The following is an 18,261-nucleotide window of genomic DNA, read 5'->3' as shown; positions in this document are numbered from 1 at the left end:
GCATCGCCATGCCCTCCGTCTCCGCGCACGTCTCCGCTGCCCTCTCCCGACACGTCTCGCACGTCTTCGGGGTGATGGGAAACGGCAACGCCCACCTGCTCGACGCACTGGAGCGCTCGCCCGGGGTCGCCTTCACCGCCCTCCGGCATGAGGCGGGCGGCGTGGTCGCCGCCGACGCCCACTACCGCGCCGGCGGAGGTCTCGCGGCCGCCACCGCGACGTACGGCGCGGGGTTCACGAACACGCTGACACCACTGGCCGAAGCGGCCCAGGCCCGCACCCCGCTGGTCCTGGTCGTCGGCGATGCACCCACGTCGGGACCGCGCCCGTGGGACGTCGACCAGATCGCCCTCGCGTCGGCCGTCGGAGTCCGCACCTACACGGTGGGACGGACGGATGCCGCCGCCACCACCGTCATCGCGATCGAGCACGCCCTGGCCTACTCCTCCCCCGTCGTCCTCGCGATCCCCTACGACGTCGCGAAGGCCGACGCCGGCCCCCTCACCGAGACGCCCGAGCCGCGACGCGCCCCCGAGCTCGCTCCCGCCACGCCGTTCGCGACCGGAACCGTCAGTCAGATCGCGCGCGCGCTCGCCAGCGCGCAGCGCCCCCTCCTCCTCGCCGGCCGAGGCGCCTGGCTCGCCGGAGCGGGGCCCGCGCTCGGCGCTCTCGCCGACGCCACCTCAGCGGTGACCGCGACCACCGCGCTCGGGCGCGGGCTCTTCCCGCGGGAGGAGTTCGACCTCGGGGTCACCGGCGGTTTCGGCGCCGAGAATGCGATGTCGCTCATCCGCGAAGCGGATGTCGTGGTCGTCGTCGGCGCGTCGCTGAACCAGTTCACGATGCGATTCGGAGCCCTGTTCGCCCCCGGGACGACGGTCGCGCAGATCGACACGGCCCCCACGGCGACGCATCCGCACGTCGGGCTCTATCTGCGCGCCGACGCGGCGCTCGCCACCCGGGCGATCACCGACGAGCTCACCGCGATCGGTGCTGCGGCCAGCGGATGGCGCGAGTCGGTCGACATCGTCGCCCTGCGCGACCACCACCCCGGCGATGCACTCGCCCCCGACGGGCGCCTCGATCCGCGATCGGCCGCGCGGCGGATCGGGGAGCTGCTGCCCGCGGACCGCGTCGTCGTATCGGACGGCGGCCACTTCATCGGCTGGGCCAACATGTACTGGCCCGTGTCGTCGCCCGACCGGATGATGATGGTCGGCACCGCTTACCAGTCGATCGGTCTCGGCTTCCCCTCCGTGCCCGGTGCGGCACGCGCCCGCCCCGACACGACGATCGTGCTGACGACGGGCGACGGCGGCGGCCTCATGGCCGTCAGCGACCTGGAATCCGCCGTGCGGGTGGCGGGAGGCCACGGCCTCGCGGTCGTCTGGAACGATCGCGCGTACGGCGCCGAGGTCCACCTCTACGGCGCACAGGGCCTCGCGCCCGCACCCATGCTCATTCCCGAGGTCGACTTCGCCGCGCTGTGCCACGCTGTGGGCGGCGAGGGCGTCGTCGTGCGAACACTCGACGACCTCGAGGCCCTCGCCCGGTGGCGCGACCGGCCCGCAGACGAGCGTCCGTTCCTCCTGCTCGACCTGCGGGTGTCGGCGCAGATCCGCGCCCCGTACCAGGAGGAGATCCTGCGTGTGAACTCCTAGCGCGGCCTCCTAGCGCGGCAGGAGGGCTCCCGCGAAGAAGGCCGCGAGCTCGTCCGTCGCCGTCAGGGGCAGCACGGCAGCGACGTACTGATCGGGGCGGACGACCACGACGACGCCGTCGCGGGAGAGGCCCCGCTCCTCGAAGATGTCGGAATCATGCCACGCGCTCGGTGCCGCGGCGTACACCTTCTCCCAGTCCGTCAGACCGAGCGGACCGGTACGGGGGCGGAAGATGTCAGGCACGAGCGGCAGCTCGATGTCGTCGTACCGCTGCTGGTACACGACCTTGACGTCGAACACCGCGTCCACGTCCGCGCCCGCCGGGGTGTGCACGGACACCGGCGACGCGGGCGACGCGAGCCACCGCGCGAAGTCGCCGAGGGCGGACGGGGCGCCCGGCAGCGGGGCATCGGCGAACGCGTAGACACGCCACCGCCCGTCCGCCCGGGCATGGTGACCGAGGTGCACGGCGTTGCCGTCGGCGACGCGAGCGACTTCGACGGACGCGAATCGCATGCCGATCGGAAAGCCGGAAGCGAGGTCCTGGTGCGTGGCGTCGGCGACGATCGCCGACGGGGCGTACCGGGTGCGGAAGCCGGAGGGGAACTCCGCCGTCGCCAGGTAATGGGTCGCGAGATCCTGCGGATCGGTGATCTCCTCGGGCTTGCGCGCCATGAGGGCCGACCACTCCCGGTCGAAGTCGATCAGCTGCTGCGCGACGGGCCGGCGCTCGGCTCCGTAGGTCGACAGCAGCGAGGGCGCCGCCAGACCCGTCAGGACGTGACCGAGCTTCCACCCGAGATTGAACCCGTCCTGCATCGAGACGTTCATCCCCTGCCCGGCTTTCGCGCTGTGGGTATGGCAGGCGTCGCCGGTGAGGAACACGCGCGGCGCACGCGGGGCGCCCGCCGGGACATCGTCGAAGCCGTCGGTGACGCGGTGCCCGACCTCGTAGACGCTGTGCCAGGCGACTTCCTTCACATCGATCGAGTAGGGATGCAGGATCGCGTTGGCACGCCGGATGATCTCGTCGATCGGCGTCTGCCGCACGCGGTGATCGTCGTCGGGGGCGACCTCGCCGAGATCGATGTACATGCGGCTGAGGTAGCCGCCCTCACGCGGGATGTGCAGGATGTTGCCCGCCGCCGAGTTGATCGCGCACTTGATGCGCCAGTCGGGGAAGTCGGTGTTGACCAGCACGTCCATGACACCCCAGGCGTGCGCCGAGGCCGCCCCGACGTGGACCCGGCCGATCGCGTCGCGCACGCGGCTGCGCGCGCCGTCGCACCCCGCGACGTACTTGGCGCGAATCGTGCGCTCCTCCCCCGCCCGAGCGCCCGCGATGTGACGCACGCGCACCTCGACGGGGAAGTCCCCCTCGTCACCGACGGTCAGCCCGAGGAACTCGATGCCGTAGTCGGGGACGACGCGCCCCGGCCCGTGCGCCGCGGCCTCGGCGAAGTAGTCGAGCACGCGCGCCTGGTTGACGATCAGGTGCGGGAACTCGCTCATCCGCAGCGCGTAGTCCTCCGTGCGCATGGTGCGCACGATGCGCGCCGGATCGTCGGGGTCGGGCGCCCAGAAGTTCATCCAGCCGATGTTGTAGGCCTCGGCGATGATCCGCTCGGCGAACCCGAACGCCTGGAAGGTCTCGACGCTGCGCGGCTGGATGCCGTCGGCCTGACCCAGTTCGAGTCGCCCCTCGCGGCGTTCGATCAGCCGCACGTCGACATCGGGGAACTGCGACAGCTGCGCGGCCAGCAGCATCCCCGCAGGCCCTGAGCCGACGATGAGGACGTCGGTCTGGTCGGGCAGCTCGGCGGGGCGATGCAGCCCGCGACCGGCCGCGGGCTGCACACGCGGATCTCCCGAGACGTAGCCGTGATGATGGAACTGCATCGTGTCCTCCTGGCCGCCGCGTTCAGCGCCGGCCGGTGCCGACGATCGGGCTCACCGACTGCTCGGCCTCGTGGTCGGGGTCGAGCGGGATTCCGCTGCGGTCGCGCAGCAGCAGCGTCGCGACGAGCCCGAGCACCGTCATCCCGGCCAGGTACCAGGTCACCGACATGGTCGATCCCGTCGCCTGCACGAGCGCGGTGGCGATCGTCGGAGCGAACGCCCCGCCGAGGATGGCGCCGATGGCGTACGAGATTGAGACGCCCGAGAACCGGATGGATGCGGGGAAGAGCTCGGCGTACAGGGCGGCCTGCGGGCCGTAAGTGAGGCCCAGGCCGATCGTCAGGATCGCCAGCCCGGCGAAGAGGAGGCCGATGCTTCCGGTGTTCACGAGAGGGAAGAGGGCGAACACGCCCGCGAGCTGGAGGATCCAGCCGGCGATGTAGGTCGTGCGACGCCCGATGCGGTCGGAGAGGAATCCGGCGATGAGCGTGGTGACGAGCCAGGTGACGGCCGAGCCGGCGACGGCCCACAGGACCGGTTCGCGGTCGAAGCCGAGCGGCCCATCGGGGTTGGTGGCGTAGTTCTGGATGTAGCCGCCCGTGGTCATGTAGCCCACGGCGTTGTTCCCCGCGAAGACGAAGGCGGCGATGATGACCAGGGCGGCGTGCTTGCGGAAGAGCTGCACGATCGGCATGTGCGCCTTCTCGCGCCGCTCGGCGAGCTCGGTGAACACGGGGCTCTCCTCGACGCGGCGACGCACGTACCAGCCGACGAGGATGAGCACGACGCTCAGGAGGAACGGGACTCGCCAGCCCCAGGCCAGGAACGCCTCGCCGGGGGCGATCATCGCCATGAGCGCCATGACGCCCGACGCGAGGAGAAGCCCGAGCGGCACGCCGATCTGCGGCGATGCGCCGAACGCGCCACGGCGCGTCTTCGGCGCGTGCTCGACGGCCATGAGCACGGCGCCACCCCATTCGCCGCCGGCCGAGATGCCCTGGACGATGCGCAGCAGCACGAGGATGACCGGCGCTGCGAGACCGATGGTCTCGTAGGTCGGCAGGAGGCCGATCAGTGCCGTCGCGACGCCCATGAGGATGAGCGTCCACATCAGCACGAGCTTGCGTCCCAGCCGGTCGCCGAGGTGGCCGGCGAGGAAGGCGCCGAGCGGCCGGAAGAGGAAGCTCACCCCGACGGTGGCGAAACCGATCAACGCGCTGTTGGCACCCAGCGGAGCGAAGAAGAGCTGACCGAAGACCAGCCCGACCGCCGTGGCGTAGATGAAGAAGTCGTACCACTCCACCGTCGTCCCGACGACGGTGGCGAAGACCACGCGGCGGCGGTCGGCGGCGGTGGCGATGGTCCCGGTCGGGGTGAAGCCGCTGCGAGCGGCCGGACCGGGGGTGGATGTGGGGGTGCTCATCTTCGTGCTCCCGAGGTGTCGACGACGTTGTCTGCAGACGTTGTTCTGCTGGCGATGATCATATACGATTTCGAATATGAGACAAGAGCGAGGAAGCTCCGGTCGACCGGGCAAGATCATCGCGGTCCACCTGAGCTATGCATCCCGGGCGGCCCAGCGCGGGCGCACGCCCGCCGCCCCCTCGTACTTCCTGAAGGCGTCGAGCTCGATCGCCGGGACCGGCGGCACGGTCGAACGCCCGCCGGGCACCGAGCTGCTCGCGTTCGAGGGCGAGATCGCGCTCGTCATCGGACGAGACGCGCGCCACGTCACCCTCGCCGAGGCCTGGGACCATGTCGCCGCGGTCACCGCGGCCAACGACCTCGGCGTCTACGACCTGCGCTCCGCCGACAAGGGGTCGAACCTGCGATCGAAGAGCCGCGACGGCTTCACTCCCCTCGGCCCCGACCTCATCGACGCCCGCACCGTCGACCCCCACCGGCTCCGCGTGCGCACCTGGGTCAACGGCGACCTCGTCCAGGACGACACGACCGCCGGCCTGCTGTTCCCCCTGGCGCAGATCGTCGCCGACCTCTCGCAGCACGTGACCCTCGAGACCGGCGATGTCATCCTGACCGGCACGCCGGCCGGATCGTCGGTCATCGTTCCGGGAGACGTCGTCGAGGTCGAGGTCGACGCGCTCGACACCGGCGCCACGTCCGGACGTCTCGTGACGACGGTCGGCGCCGACACGAGCCCTGCCCTCGACCCCGCGCTCGGCTCCCTTCCCGCGATCGACGACGTCCAGCGCGAGGAGGCATGGGGATCCGCCGCCGCGGCCGGGCTGCCGGACGAGCCGGCATCCGGCCTCACCGCCGACCTCCGCGTCAAGCTCGAGCGCGTGCCCGTCGCGGCGCTGTCGCAGCAGCTGCGCAAGCGCGGCCTCGACGACGTCACGATCGACGGCGTCCGTCCGATGCACCCCGGCAGCAAGCTCGTCGGAACCGCCGCCACGCTGCGGTTCGTGCCGTTCCGCCCCGACCTCTTCGCTCAGCACGGCGGCGGGTTCAACGCGCAGAAGCAGGCGTTCGACACGGTCTCGCCCGGCGAGGTCATCGTCATCGAAGCGCGCGGCGAGACCGGATCGGGCACCCTCGGCGACATCCTGGCCCTCCGCGCCCGGACCCGGGGAGCGGCCGGCGTCGTGACCGACGGCGGCGTGCGCGACTACGCCGCCGTCGCCGAGATCGGGCTCCCCGTCTACACCGCAGGCGCCCATCCGGCCGTCCTCGGACGCAAGCACGTCCCGTGGGAGGCGGGCGGGACCATCGCCTGCGGCGGCGCGACCGTCCAGCCCGGAGACATCATCGTCGGCGACGCCGACGGCGTCATCGTCATCCCGCCGGCACTCGTGGCGGAGGTCGTCGATGCGGCCCTCGCGCAGGAGGACGAGGACGCCTGGATCGCCGCGCGCGTCGCGGAGGGCGCCTCGGTCGACGGCCTGTTCCCGATGAACGCGGCCTGGCGCGCCCGGTACGACGGCGAGCGCGGCGCATGATGTCGCCGACGCCTCCCCTGCCCGAGACGCAGAGCAAGTCGCAGCGCGCGTATCACTGGATCCGCGAGCGCATCGCCGAGCAGGAGTTCACCCCCGGATACCGGCTCGTGCTCGGGACGATCGCCGGCGAGCTCGACATGAGCGTCGTGCCGGTGCGCGAGGCGATCCGCCAGCTCGAGGCCGAGGGCCTCGTGACCTTCGAGCGCAACATCGGCGCCCGCGTGGCGATGGTCGACGACTCGCAGTACCGCTTCAGCATGCAGGCGCTGTCGATCCTCGAGGGCGCCGCGACCGCGCTCGCCGCGCGTGCGCTGCGCGTCGACGACATCCGACGCGCGCGCGAGATCAACGCGCTGATGACCGAGTCGCTCGATCACTTCGACCCCCGCTCGTTCACCCGGTTGAACCAGGAGTTCCACGCGACGCTGTTCGAGCAGTGCGCGAACCCGCGGATGCTCGAGCTCGTGCAGGCCGAATGGGCGCGACTCGGCCACCTGCGCGACTCGACCTTCAGCTTCGTCCCGGGCCGCGCCCAGGAGTCGGTGCGGGAGCACGAGCACATCCTCGCGCTGATCGAGCGAGGGGCGCCCCTCACCGAGATCGAGCACGCCGCGCGGCGCCACCGCTCGACCACGCTCGACGCCTACATGACGCACGAGCACCCCGACCAGGCGCTCGGCCTGCCCAACTTCTGACCGCCCCCCTGTTGCAAGGACGCACGAGATGACCGACACGACGCTCACCGCCCCTCACACGCCCGCGGACCTCCCCGGCGCCATCCGGCACTACATCGACGGGTCGCTCGTCGACTCGCTCGACGGCGCGACGTTCGACGTGCTCGACCCCGTCACCGGACGCGTGTATCTGCAGGCCGCGGCCGGCAAGAAGGCCGACGTCGACGCGGCCGTCGCCGCTGCCCGCCGAGCCTTCGCCGACGGGCCGTGGCCGCGGATGCTGCCGCGCGAGCGCTCACGCGTGCTTCACCGCATCGCCGACCTCGTCGAGTCGCGCGACGCCCGCCTCGCCGAGCTCGAGTCGTTCGACTCCGGTCTCCCCATCACCCAGGCGCTCGGGCAGGCCCGGCGCGCGGCGGAGAACTTCCGGTTCTTCGCCGACCTGATCGTCGCGCAGGCCGACGACACGTACAAAGTGCCCGGCCGTCAGATCAACTACGTCAACCGCAAGCCCATCGGAGTCGCGGGGCTCATCACGCCGTGGAACACCCCGTTCATGCTCGAGTCGTGGAAGCTCGCCCCGGCACTCGCCACCGGCAACACCGTCGTGCTGAAGCCCGCCGAGTTCACTCCCCTGTCCGCGTCGCTGTGGGCGGGCATCTTCGAAGAGGCGGGACTGCCGCCGGGGGTGTTCAACCTCGTCAACGGCCTCGGCGAGGACGCGGGCGACGCGCTCGTGAAGCACCCCGACGTGCCCCTCATCTCGTTCACGGGTGAGAGCTCGACGGGGCAGCTGATCTTCGCCAACGCCGCACCGCACCTCAAGGGGCTCTCGATGGAGCTGGGCGGCAAGAGCCCGGCGATCGTCTTCGCCGACGCCGACCTCGACGCCGCGATCGACGCCACGATCTTCGGGGTGTTCTCGCTCAACGGCGAGCGCTGCACGGCAGGCAGCCGCATCCTGGTCGAGCGCTCGGTGTACGACGAGTTCGTCGAGCGATACGCCGCGCAGGCCGAGCGGGTGCGCGTCGGCTACCCCCACGACCCGGCCACCGAGGTCGGCGCGCTCGTGCACCCCGAGCACTTCGAGAAGGTCATGTCGTACGTCGAGCTCGGTAAGAGCGAGGGCCGGCTCGTCGCCGGCGGCGGTCGCCCCGAGGGGTTCGAGACCGGCACCTTCGTCGCCCCGACCGTCTTCGCCGACGTCCCCCCGACCGCGCGGATCTTCCAGGAGGAGATCTTCGGCCCGGTCGTCGCGATCACCCCCTTCGACACGGATGCCGAGGCCCTGGACCTCGCCAACGACACGAAGTACGGGCTCGCCGCCTACGTCTGGACCAACGACCTGAAGCGGGCGCACAACTTCTCGCAGGCCGTGGAGGCGGGAATGGTGTGGCTCAACTCCAACAACGTGCGCGACCTCCGCACCCCGTTCGGCGGTGTCAAGGCGTCCGGCCTCGGCCACGAGGGCGGCTACCGGTCGATCGACTTCTACACGCACCAGCAGGCGGTGCACATCACCCTCGGCGCGGTCCACAACCCGACCTTCGGCAAGAGCTGAATCGCCGCCCGGCACCCCGACTGCACCCCGACAACGAGAGCAAGGACGCTGTCATGACCCACCGCGACCAGATGACCCGGACCTCCTCGGGCTACTTCGTCAGCCAAGAGGCGCCGATCACCTGCGACGACCCGATCCCGACGCCGACCGCGCCGGCTCCCGACATCCTCCGCTGCGCGTACATGGAGCTGGTCGTCACCGACCTCGCCGCCTCGCGCGAGTTCTACGTCGACGTGCTCGGGCTCTACGTCACCGAGGAGGACGACGAGGCGATCTACCTCCGTTCGACCGAGGAGTTCATCCACCACAACCTGATCCTGCGCCAGGGGCCGGTCGCCGCCGTCGCGGCGTTCTCGTACCGCGTCCGGTCGGCCGACGACCTCGACCGCGCCGTGGAGTTCTACACCGAGCTCGGGTGCCGGGTCGAGCGGCGCCCGGAGGGCTTCGTGCGAGGCATCGGCGACTCGGTTCGCGTCGAGGATCCCCTCGGCTTCCCCTACGAGTTCTTCTTCCAGACCGAGCACGTCGAGCGCCTCTCGTGGCGCTACGACCTGCACACGCCCGGCGAGCTCGTGCGCCTGGATCACTTCAACCAGGTGACCCCGGACGTCCCGCGCGCCGTGCAGTTCATGCAGTCGCTCGGGTTCCGGGTGACCGAGGACATCCAGGATGACGCCGGCACGGTGTACGCGGCGTGGATGCGGCGGAAGCCGACCGTCCACGACACCGCGATGACCGGCGGCGACGGCCCCCGCATGCACCACGTCGCCTTCGCGACGCACGAGAAGCACAACATCCTCGCGATCTGCGACAAGCTCGGCGCCCTGCGCCGCTCCGACGCGATCGAGCGGGGGCCGGGGCGCCACGGCGTCTCGAACGCGTTCTACCTCTACCTGCGCGACCCCGACGGACACCGGGTCGAGATCTACACGCAGGACTACTACACCGGCGACCCCGACAATCCCGTCGTCACGTGGGACGTCCACGACAACCAGCGCCGGGACTGGTGGGGCAACCCCGTCGTTCCCTCCTGGTACACCGAGGCCTCGCTCGTCCTCGACCTCGACGGGAATCCCCAGCCGCTCCGCGCCCGCACCGATGACTCCGAGATGGCCGTCACGATCGGCGCGGACGGATTCTCGTACACCCGCCCGGGCGATGACGGGCTACCCGAGTACAAGCAGGGCGAGTACAAGCTCGGCAACCAGCTCTGATCTCCAACCAGCTTTGAGAGGACGCTCATGCTCTCCCCCGACGACATCGCCGCCATCGCGGACGAACTGGCCGAGGCCGATCGCACGCACGGCGTCATCCCGCGGATCACGGCCCGCTATCCCGGCGCCTCCGTCGAGGATTCGTATGCCATCCAGGGCGTCTGGCGCGATCGGATGATCGCGTCGGGCCGCCGGCTCGTGGGGCGCAAGATCGGCCTGACATCCAAGGCGATGCAGCAGGCGACCGGGATCACCGAGCCCGACTACGGCGTCATGTTCGACGACACGATCTTCTCCTCCGGCGCCGAGATCCCCACCGAGCGGTTCTCGAACGTGCGCGTCGAGGTCGAGCTCGCGTTCGCGCTCGCCCGTCCGCTCACCGGACCGGACTGCACGCTCGACGACGCACTCGACGCGATCGACTACGCCGTCCCGGCGCTCGAGATCCTCAACTCGCACATCGAGCTCGAGGGGCGCACGATCGTCGACACGATCGCCGACAACGCCGCCTACGGTGCGATGGTGGTCGGCACCGAGCGGCGACGCCCCGATGAGATCGACCTGCGGTGGGTCCCGGCGCTGCTCTCGCGCAACGGCGAGATCGAGGAGACGGGGGTGGCGGCCGGTGTTCTCGGACACCCCGCCACGGGCGTCGCCTGGCTCGCCAACAAGGTGTCGCAGCACGGCGCGCGTCTGGAGGCGGACGAGCTGATCCTCGCCGGGTCGTTCACCCGGCCGATGTGGGTGTCGCGCGGCGACGCGGTCCGCTGCGACTATGGCCCGATGGGAGTGATCGCATGCCGTTTCGTCTGACACCGACCTTCCGCGACGCCCTCGCGCGCGCCGACCGCCCGCTCGCGGGCATGTGGGTCTGCTCCGGGTCGCCGCTGGTCGCCGAGATCTGCGCCGGTGCGGGACTCGACTGGCTCCTCATCGATATGGAGCACTCGCCCAACGGTATCGAATCGGTCCTCGCGCAGCTGCAGGCTGCCGCAGCGGCGCCGGTGACGACGATGGTGCGGGTCCCGACCGCCGATCCGGTCGTCATCAAGCAGGTGCTCGACCTCGGAGCGCAGAACCTGCTCGTGCCGATGGTGTCGTCGGCCGCCGAAGCAGAAGCGGTCGTGCGCGCGGTGCACTATCCGCCGCGCGGCATCCGCGGCGTGGGTTCCGCCCTCGCCCGTTCGGCCCGCTGGAACCGCGTCGACGACTACCTGGCCGACGCCGAGCAGCACGTGTCGCTCGTCGTGCAGATCGAGACCGCCGCGGGCGTCGACGCCGCCGCGGCCATCGCCGCGGTCGACGGCGTCGACGGCGTGTTCGTCGGCCCGAGCGATCTCGCCGCGTCGATGGGGCTGCTCGGACAGCAGACGCACCCCGACGTCGTGGCCGCCGTCCGTCGCGTCTTCACCGAGGCCCGCTCCGCGGGCGCACCGGTGGGCGTGAACGCCTTCGACCCCGCGCTCGCCCGCGACTACGCCGACGCCGGAGCGGACTTCCTGCTCGTCGGAGCCGACGTGGCACTCCTGGCCCGCGGCTCGGAAGCGCTCGCGACGGCGTGGGTGCCCGAGGCCGACCGCACGACCCGCTCCGGATACTGACGCGGGATCACCCCGGAACGGCCCGCGCGATGTGCAGGGCGAGGTAGGCGACCTCCTCGTCGGAGATCTCGACGTCGTGCTGCGTCCGCACGAGGGCACGCACCCGTTCGGCCGTCGCCGTGGCGCGCGGATGCCGCCGGCTCATGCTCTCGAAGAGGAAGCCGTCGTCGCTGTCGAGCATGCGCCCGGAGAACACCCGCTCGGCGAAGAACTGAAGGTGCACGAGGAAGCGCGACGAGTGCAGGTCGTCGCCGAACGCGATCCCCGTGGTGTTCGAGACGATCGTCGTCGCCGCGGAGATGAGCCGTACGACGTGCATCGTGTCGGCACCGGCCCGCCCGTTGGCGGCGTTGGCGAGATGGAACGCGATGTTCGCGGCCTCCTCGTCCGGCACATCCACGCGCATCCGTGCTCGCAGCAGCTCCACGCCCCGCGCGCCCACGGCGTACTCGTCGGGGTAGACCGTGCGCAGTTCCCAGGCGAGCCGGTTCACTACGACGAGGCCGCGCCGGTGCCGCTCGACGGCGAAGTGGAGATGGTCGGTGAGCGTGAGGTAGATATGCGGGTCCAGATCGAGCCCCGAGGCCACGGCATCTCGCACGATCTCCCGGGTCAGTTCGACGAACTCACCCGGGATCTGCGCGAGCAGCTCGACGAGGTTCCGCTGATCCGCATCGTCGAGCGCGACGAACACCCGGTCGGTCGCCCCTTCGTCGACGACGTCGCCGGGCTTGGCTCCGAATCCGATGCCCTTGCCCAGCAGCACCCGCTCGACCCCGCGCTCGTCGTCGACGAGCACGACGCTCGAGTTGAGCACCTTCTTGATGGTCTGCATGCCCGTCCTCATCGACCCGGCCTCACGCTCATGGAGCAGGAGGGTCACCCGAGATCTGCGCCGTTCGTGGCGATCACCCGCTGGTACCACCAGAACGAATCCTTGCGCCGACGCTCACCGCTGCCCCGACCGAGATCGTCGAGGTCGACGTGAATGAAACCGTATCGCTTCGAGATCTGCGACGACGACGCGCTGATGATGTCGATGGGCGCCCAGCTGGTGTAGCCCATGAGCTCGACACCCTCATCGACGGCCCGGATCATCTCGCGGAAGTGCGCCCGGAAGTAGTCGATGCGGTAGGGGTCGTGGATGCGGCCCTCGGCGGTGAGCTCATCGCGCATGCCCAGCCCGTTCTCGACGATGAACAGCGGCTTGCCGTAGCGGTCGTGCAGATCGATGAGCGAGATCCGCAGCCCGACCGGGTCGATCTGCCAGCCCCACTCACTGGACTCGAGGTAGGGGTTCTTGACACCGAGCACCGTGTTGCCGGGCGTCCGCTCGGCATCCGGGTCGACGGATTCGGCGAGGGTCATGTAGTACGACAGCGAGATGAAGTCGACGGGGTGCTCGCGCAGCAGCTCGGCATCCCCCTCGGCGAACGGGACCTCGACGCCCTGTCGCGCGAGGGCGTTGAGGGCCAGGCGGGGGTAGGCGCCGCCGGCCTGGACGTCCGTACACAGGTAGAGCAGCCGGTCCTTCGCCTGGGTCGCGGCGATGTCATCGGGGTGACAGGTCAGCGGGTAGGTCTTCAGCATCGTCAGCATGCAGCCCATCTGCGACTCGGGCCACATCTCGTGCAGCATCCGCGTCACCGAGGCCGAGGCCACGAACTGGTGGTGGAGGGCGGTATAGCAGGCCTGCAGGATGCTGCCCTCGACGGTCTCCTCGATGATGCCGCCCGAGGTGAGCGGATGCCGCACGATGCCGTCGATCTCGTTGAACGACAGCCACAGCTTCACGAGGTGCCCGAAGCGCTCGAAGCACGTGCGGGCGAACCGCTCGAACAGGGCGATCGTGCCGCGGTCGACCCAGCAGTTGTTCTTCAGGGCGAGGGCGAGAGGGGGGTCGTAGTGCGAGAGCGTGACGAGCGGTTCGATGCCGAGACGCCGCATCTCGGTGAACAGCCCCTCGTAGAACGCGATGCCCTCCTCGTTGGGCTCGGTCTCCTCGCCCGTCGGGTACAGCCGCGTCCACGCGATCGACACGCGCAGCACCGTGAAGCCCATCTCGGCGAACAGCGCGAGATCCTCGGGATACCGGTGGTAGAAGTCGATGCCGCGGCGCTTGGGGTAATACGTCTCGTCGTCATCGGCCATGGCGGCCGTGATGCTCTCGACCGTGTGCGCGTGATGGATCGCGTATTCGCGCGGGTCGACGTTCGGACGGTACTTCGCGATGTCCGAGACGGCCGGACCTCGGCCGCCCTCGCGCCACGCGCCCTCGGCTTGATTGGCGGCGAGCGCGCCGCCCCACAGGAACGAATCAGACAGTGCCATGAGCGGCCTCCTTGGTGCGTGCGGTGAAGATTCCCGTGCCCGCCTCGACGGGCCCAGTGAGGGCTTCGACGACCTCGAACGCGTCGCCGTTGAGGACGACGACGGGGGTGATCGTGTCGAATCCGGCGAGGTGGATCGCTTCGAGGTCGGCCTCGAGGACCAGCTGCCCGCGTTCGACGCGATCGCCCTGCGCGACGTGGGCGACGAAGGGCGCACCGTCGAGCTTGACGGTGTCGAGCCCCACGTGGACGAGGATCTCGACGCCGTCGTCGCCGGTGATGCCGAAGGCGTGCTTCGACGGCAGCAGGCTCGAGACGGTTCCCGACAGCGGTGCGTACACGGCGCCGGTGCTGGGGCGGATCGCGACGCCGTCGCCGAGGATGCCGCCGCCGAACACCGGATCGTCGACGCGGTCGAGGGGGACGACCTCGCCGGCGACGGGAGCGACGAGCCGGCCGTCGGCGACGGGCTCGGCCGCGATGTCGCCCGCCGTGCCGGCCTGGGCGTCGAGCGCGCGGATCGTGCCCGAGTCGGAGTCCTTCCAGATGACGAGCGAGACGACGAAGGCGGTCGCGAAGGCGACGAGCGCCCCGATGACGGCATGGATGAGGTTCCACGGGTTGAGCACGTCGATGAACATCGAGATGCTCGCAGCCCCCGGGCTGACGAGGGCGAAGGCGCCGACGGCGGCGATGCCGAGGTAGACGCCGCCGGTCAGTGAGCCGGCGATCACCGCGAACAGCGCGCGGCGGTTCTGGAGCGTCACACCGTATAGCGCGGGCTCGGTGATGCCGAAGAACGCGGAGATGCCCGACGAGATCGCCGTGCCACGCAGCGTCTTGTTGCGGGTGCGGATGGCCACGGCCAGGCTCGAGCCCGACTCGGCGATGTTGTGGGCGAGCGAGGCCACGAGGTAGAAGGGGTCACGCCCCTGCTGTGCGACGGTGGCGATCGTGGGCGGGATGAACGCCTTGTGCATGCCCACCGAGATGATGAAGGGGAGCACGGCGGCCAGCAGCGCGATCGCGACCCAGCCGAGCGTGCCGTACAGCCACAGCATCCCGCCGGTCAGCAGCGACCCGAGCCCGTATCCGAGGGGCCCGAGAGCGAAGATCATGATCGGCGAGACCACGATGAAGCACAGCAACGGCACGAAGAACGTGCGGATGGGCCCGGGGGTGATCTTCGTCGCGAGCTTCTCGACGGGCCACAGCAGCAGCACCGTGAGGATCGGCGGGAACACCTGCGCGTTGTAGGCGATCGCCGGGATCGGCAGCCCGAACAGCGCGACACCGCCCTCCTGAGTCAACAGGCCCGAGAACGTCGGGAACACCAGGAGCCCGACGATGCCGAGGGCCAGCGGGATGTTGACGCCGAGTTTCTTCGCGGCGGTGTAGGTCACCAGCAGCGGCAGGAAGAAGAACACCGCATCGGGGATCGCGGAGAGCACCTGGTAGCTGGGATCGGTGGCCTGCATCCACCCGAGCGCCGAAGCGAGGATCAGGAACGACTTGAAGATGCCCGCGCCGGCGATCGCCGGGATGATCGGGGTGAACACCGCCACGACGAAGTCCATGATCGCCGAGCCCGCGCGCTTCCAGGTGAGCTTCTGCCGGGGCGTGCCCGCGGCGCGAGCCGCCGCACGTCCGCCGCGCAGCTTCTCGATCTCGGCGAAGTAGTCGCCCACCTTCGACCCGACGATGATCTGGGTCTGCGGACCGCGCACGACGCCGATGACGCCGGGCACCGCCTTGAGAGCCGCCTCGTCGGCGCGGGCGTCGTCGACGAGATTGAAGCGGAGTCGCGTCGAGCAGTGCTGCAGGGCGGCGATGTTCTCGGGTCCGCCGACGTGCTCGAGGATCGCGCCGGTGGCGTCCTTCGTGGTGGTCATCTTCGTTTTCCTCCTGTGGAATCCCGGACCGTGCCGCCGGAGCGGCTCCGCTCCGGACCCGGCCGGAGGCAATAAAAAAAGGACCCGACCGCCGTGCGATGCACGTACGTTCGGATCCTGCCTGCATGACCAGTCACATGTCCGAGAAGATCGTCGCACGTTCGGCTGCGGGGTGCAAACGGACGCAACGGGCACGGTCGCGGATGCGACGATGGGAGCATGACGCAGACGCATCTCATCACGGGCGCGGGCTCGGGCATCGGACTCGCGATCGCGCGCCGGCTCGCCGACCGCGGTGACCGGCTCGTGCTCCTGGGCCGCAGCGACGCCCGCGCCGCCGAGCTCGCGGACCTCTTCCCGAATGCCGTCGGCGTCGCTGCAGACCTGCGCGAGCCCGCGGAGCTCGCCGGCGCGCTCGCGGATCGCCTGCCGGAGGCGATCGACACTGTCATCCACGGGGCGGGCGTCGTCGAGCTGGGCCCGGTATCCGACCTGTCCGTCGCCGCGTGGACCGATCAGCTGACCGTCAACCTGATCGCCGCCGCGGAGCTCACCCGTCTCGCGCTGCCCGCGGTGCGGACCGCGCGCGGTCAGATCCTCTTCGTCAACTCCGGCGCCGGCCTCACCGCGCACCCCTCCTGGAGCGCGTACGCCGCGTCGAAGCACGGGCTCAAGGCCCTCGCCGACGCCCTCCGCGGCGAGGAATCCGCCAACGGCGTCCGCGTGACGACGGTCTACCCGGGCCGGACGGCCACACCGATGCAGGCGGAGGTCCACCGCCAGGAGGGGCGCGACTACGACCCCGCGGCCTTCATCGACCCGGAGTCGGTCGCGACGACCGCGCTCGCGGCGCTCGACCTTCCGCGCGACGCCCTCGTCCCCGACGTATCCGTGCGCCCCGGCCCGCGGTGACGACGACGTGGCCGGTTCCGACCTCCCTCCCGGGCGACACCTCGCACTGACCTGGGGCATCGCCGTCCCTTACGGGGGCATGACGACGGCCCTGCTCGACCGCAGCCGCCTCTTCGCCGACGCGGGGACACCGGTCGACGTCCTCACCCTCGACGACCGCGCTCTCCCGCTGCCGCCGATCCCCGGAGTCGGCGCCGGCACCTCGGTGACCATCCGCAACCTCTACGACTGGCCGCGCTCGAACGAGGTCCCCGCCCGCTCGGGGCTGCCCGACGCTCCGGCTCCGCTCGACCCCGAGGACGACGGCGTCATCTCCGACGGAGCCGGCGGCGTGGTCCTCCGCCGGCTCCGGCTGGGCGCGAACGGCAAGCCGGTCGACATCGACCACCTCCGGCTCGACGGCACGATCGCGCTCTCGGAGCGGCGCGTGGGAACCCGCGGCCGCATCCTCCTCGCGCGCGACGCCGACGGCCGGCCGATCCGGGCCTGGCGCCGGCGCTACGACTTCTACGCCGACTGGCTCGACCACCTCGTGGGAGACGACGAGGCGTTCCTGATCGTCGACAGCAAGACCGTCGCCCCCTTCGCCGCGGGCTACCGCCGTCGTCGTGTGACCACCGTCCACGTCGTGCACGGCTCGCACCGCGGCCCGACGCCCGGCTCGGTCCGGGCGTCGCGCCAGGCGGTGTTCTCCCGGCTCGCCGACTTCGACGCCGTCGCCTTCGCGACCGAGGCCCAGGCCGCCGACGTCCGCGACATCGTGGGCCCCCGCCCGTTCCTCGCGAGCATCGCCCACCCGGTCTCCGCCGTCGACGCATCCGCTCTGCCGCCGGAGTCCGACCGCACCGGAGCCGTCGTCATCGCGCGCCTGGAGCCCATCAAGCGCGTGGAGGATGCCGTCGCCGCGATGCGCCTCATCCACGGCCACGACGGCGACAGCGACGGCCCCGAGGTCCGGCTCGACGTCTACGGCACGGGATCTCGTGCCGACGAGCTCGCCGCCCGGGCCGTGGACGACGACGCGATCCGGTTCCACGGCCACACCGACGACCCGACCACGGCGATGGCCGCCGCGAGCGTCCTTCTGCTCACGAGCAGATCCGAGGCGTTCGGGCTCGTCCTGCTCGAAGCGATGGCCGCGGGCTGCCTCCCCATCGCGTACGACATCGCCTACGGACCGGCCGAGCTCATCCGCGACGGCGAGAACGGCTGGCTCGTCCCCGACGGCGACGTCGAGGCGCTCGCCCGTGCCGTGCGTGCCGCGGCAGAAGCCGACCCCGCCCGGCGAGCCGCGATGCGGCGGAACGCACGCGCGACGGCATCCGCCTACAGCGACGCCCGTATCCGGCACCGCTGGGCGAGCGTCCTGCGGACGGCGCGGCGCCGGCGGCGCATCCTCATCGGGCAGCGCCGCTTGTCGGCCGCCGCGCGCCGCCTGGCCGGGGGCCTGCGACGCCGCCTGCGACCGAAGCACGGTTGACCCCCGCTGTTAGCTCGCGCTCCACCAGCTCGTCAAGGGCCACTCGCAACGGCGAACGGGTGATGCACCCTGTCGTG

The 18,261-nt window shown here is 70.8% G+C and carries 14 protein-coding genes; 9 read left to right on the top strand and 5 right to left on the bottom strand.

Annotated features, from left to right (window positions below; translation table 11 throughout):
- Window positions 1-8: 8 nt before the first annotated feature.
- Window positions 9-1,661, top strand: a complete 1,653-nt coding sequence (locus CBF90_RS09065; RefSeq protein ID WP_088380432.1) for a thiamine pyrophosphate-binding protein — start codon at window positions 9-11, stop codon at window positions 1,659-1,661.
- Window positions 1,662-1,670: 9 nt separating this feature from the next.
- Here CBF90_RS09065 and CBF90_RS09060 read toward each other — a convergent pair whose 3' ends face one another.
- Window positions 1,671-3,560, bottom strand: coding sequence for an FAD-dependent monooxygenase (locus CBF90_RS09060; RefSeq protein ID WP_023952393.1), 1,890 nt, complete (start codon window positions 3,558-3,560; stop codon window positions 1,671-1,673).
- A gap of 22 nt (window positions 3,561-3,582) precedes the next feature.
- Window positions 3,583-4,983 carry an MFS transporter gene (locus CBF90_RS09055; RefSeq protein WP_023952395.1) on the bottom strand — a complete coding sequence of 467 codons (1,401 nt, stop codon included), beginning with the start codon at window positions 4,981-4,983 and terminating at the stop codon, window positions 3,583-3,585.
- 76 nt (window positions 4,984-5,059) lie between these two features.
- Here CBF90_RS09055 and CBF90_RS09050 point away from each other — a divergent pair, with 76 nt between their 5' ends.
- From CBF90_RS09050 to CBF90_RS09025, 6 genes are read left to right on the top strand one after another with little or no spacing between them, the layout of a single operon-like run.
- Window positions 5,060-6,520: a fumarylacetoacetate hydrolase family protein gene (locus CBF90_RS09050; protein WP_088380431.1), complete on the top strand. Its 1,461-nt coding sequence runs from the start codon at window positions 5,060-5,062 to the stop codon at window positions 6,518-6,520.
- Window positions 6,517-7,215: a GntR family transcriptional regulator gene (locus tag CBF90_RS09045; RefSeq protein ID WP_242435641.1), complete on the top strand. Its 699-nt coding sequence runs from the start codon at window positions 6,517-6,519 to the stop codon at window positions 7,213-7,215. Before CBF90_RS09050 ends, CBF90_RS09045 begins: the two co-directional genes overlap by 4 nt.
- Before the next feature lie 28 nt (window positions 7,216-7,243).
- Window positions 7,244-8,755, top strand: a complete 1,512-nt coding sequence (gene hpaE / locus CBF90_RS09040) for a 5-carboxymethyl-2-hydroxymuconate semialdehyde dehydrogenase (protein WP_023952401.1) — start codon at window positions 7,244-7,246, stop codon at window positions 8,753-8,755.
- A gap of 53 nt (window positions 8,756-8,808) precedes the next feature.
- The gene (gene hpaD / locus CBF90_RS09035) at window positions 8,809-9,969 is read left to right on the top strand and encodes a 3,4-dihydroxyphenylacetate 2,3-dioxygenase (RefSeq protein ID WP_088380429.1); all 1,161 of its coding nucleotides are present in this window, start codon (window positions 8,809-8,811) and stop codon (window positions 9,967-9,969) included.
- A 27-nt stretch (window positions 9,970-9,996) separates the two neighbouring features.
- The gene (locus CBF90_RS09030; RefSeq protein ID WP_088380428.1) at window positions 9,997-10,782 is read left to right on the top strand and encodes a 2-keto-4-pentenoate hydratase; all 786 of its coding nucleotides are present in this window, start codon (window positions 9,997-9,999) and stop codon (window positions 10,780-10,782) included.
- On the top strand, window positions 10,767-11,570 hold the full coding sequence (locus tag CBF90_RS09025; RefSeq protein WP_023952407.1) for an HpcH/HpaI aldolase/citrate lyase family protein: 804 nt from the start codon (window positions 10,767-10,769) through the stop codon (window positions 11,568-11,570). Before CBF90_RS09030 ends, CBF90_RS09025 begins: the two co-directional genes overlap by 16 nt.
- A gap of 7 nt (window positions 11,571-11,577) precedes the next feature.
- Here CBF90_RS09025 and CBF90_RS09020 read toward each other — a convergent pair whose 3' ends face one another.
- Genes CBF90_RS09020 through CBF90_RS09010 form a run of 3 tightly spaced genes read right to left on the bottom strand, consistent with a single transcriptional unit; the run spans window position 11,578 to window position 15,792 of the window.
- Window positions 11,578-12,405: a PRD domain-containing protein gene (locus CBF90_RS09020; protein ID WP_088380427.1), complete on the bottom strand. Its 828-nt coding sequence runs from the start codon at window positions 12,403-12,405 to the stop codon at window positions 11,578-11,580.
- A gap of 44 nt (window positions 12,406-12,449) precedes the next feature.
- On the bottom strand, window positions 12,450-13,901 hold the full coding sequence (locus tag CBF90_RS09015) for a family 1 glycosylhydrolase (protein ID WP_088380426.1): 1,452 nt from the start codon (window positions 13,899-13,901) through the stop codon (window positions 12,450-12,452).
- Window positions 13,888-15,792 carry a beta-glucoside-specific PTS transporter subunit IIABC gene (locus CBF90_RS09010; protein WP_088380425.1) on the bottom strand — a complete coding sequence of 635 codons (1,905 nt, stop codon included), beginning with the start codon at window positions 15,790-15,792 and terminating at the stop codon, window positions 13,888-13,890. Before CBF90_RS09010 ends, CBF90_RS09015 begins: the two co-directional genes overlap by 14 nt.
- A gap of 219 nt (window positions 15,793-16,011) precedes the next feature.
- Here CBF90_RS09010 and CBF90_RS09005 point away from each other — a divergent pair, with 219 nt between their 5' ends.
- Both CBF90_RS09005 and CBF90_RS09000 read left to right on the top strand, forming a co-directional pair.
- Window positions 16,012-16,704, top strand: a complete 693-nt coding sequence (locus tag CBF90_RS09005) for an SDR family oxidoreductase (protein WP_088380424.1) — start codon at window positions 16,012-16,014, stop codon at window positions 16,702-16,704.
- A gap of 7 nt (window positions 16,705-16,711) precedes the next feature.
- Window positions 16,712-18,184: a glycosyltransferase gene (locus CBF90_RS09000; RefSeq protein ID WP_088380423.1), complete on the top strand. Its 1,473-nt coding sequence runs from the start codon at window positions 16,712-16,714 to the stop codon at window positions 18,182-18,184.
- Window positions 18,185-18,261: the final 77 nt, after the last annotated feature.

The sequence above is a fragment of the Microbacterium sp. AISO3 genome (assembly GCF_002204305.1).
In the GTDB taxonomy this organism is placed as follows: domain Bacteria; phylum Actinomycetota; class Actinomycetes; order Actinomycetales; family Microbacteriaceae; genus Microbacterium; species Microbacterium arborescens.
This window is presented reverse-complemented; position numbering and strand designations above follow the sequence as displayed.

Excerpts from the sequence above, each read along its gene's own strand:
- CBF90_RS09065 (WP_088380432.1), top strand. The coding sequence starts at position 9 with ATGCCCTCCGTCTCCGCGCACGTCTCCGCTGCCCTCTCCCGACACGTC.
- CBF90_RS09060 (WP_023952393.1), bottom strand. The coding sequence starts at position 3,560 with ATGCAGTTCCATCATCACGGCTACGTCTCGGGAGATCCGCGTGTGCAG.
- CBF90_RS09055 (WP_023952395.1), bottom strand. The coding sequence starts at position 4,983 with ATGAGCACCCCCACATCCACCCCCGGTCCGGCCGCTCGCAGCGGCTTC.
- CBF90_RS09050 (WP_088380431.1), top strand. The coding sequence starts at position 5,060 with ATGAGACAAGAGCGAGGAAGCTCCGGTCGACCGGGCAAGATCATCGCG.
- CBF90_RS09045 (WP_242435641.1), top strand. The coding sequence starts at position 6,517 with ATGATGTCGCCGACGCCTCCCCTGCCCGAGACGCAGAGCAAGTCGCAG.
- hpaE (WP_023952401.1), top strand. The coding sequence starts at position 7,244 with ATGACCGACACGACGCTCACCGCCCCTCACACGCCCGCGGACCTCCCC.
- hpaD (WP_088380429.1), top strand. The coding sequence starts at position 8,809 with ATGACCCACCGCGACCAGATGACCCGGACCTCCTCGGGCTACTTCGTC.
- CBF90_RS09030 (WP_088380428.1), top strand. The coding sequence starts at position 9,997 with ATGCTCTCCCCCGACGACATCGCCGCCATCGCGGACGAACTGGCCGAG.
- CBF90_RS09025 (WP_023952407.1), top strand. The coding sequence starts at position 10,767 with ATGCCGTTTCGTCTGACACCGACCTTCCGCGACGCCCTCGCGCGCGCC.
- CBF90_RS09020 (WP_088380427.1), bottom strand. The coding sequence starts at position 12,405 with ATGCAGACCATCAAGAAGGTGCTCAACTCGAGCGTCGTGCTCGTCGAC.
- CBF90_RS09015 (WP_088380426.1), bottom strand. The coding sequence starts at position 13,901 with ATGGCACTGTCTGATTCGTTCCTGTGGGGCGGCGCGCTCGCCGCCAAT.
- CBF90_RS09010 (WP_088380425.1), bottom strand. The coding sequence starts at position 15,792 with ATGACCACCACGAAGGACGCCACCGGCGCGATCCTCGAGCACGTCGGC.
- CBF90_RS09005 (WP_088380424.1), top strand. The coding sequence starts at position 16,012 with ATGACGCAGACGCATCTCATCACGGGCGCGGGCTCGGGCATCGGACTC.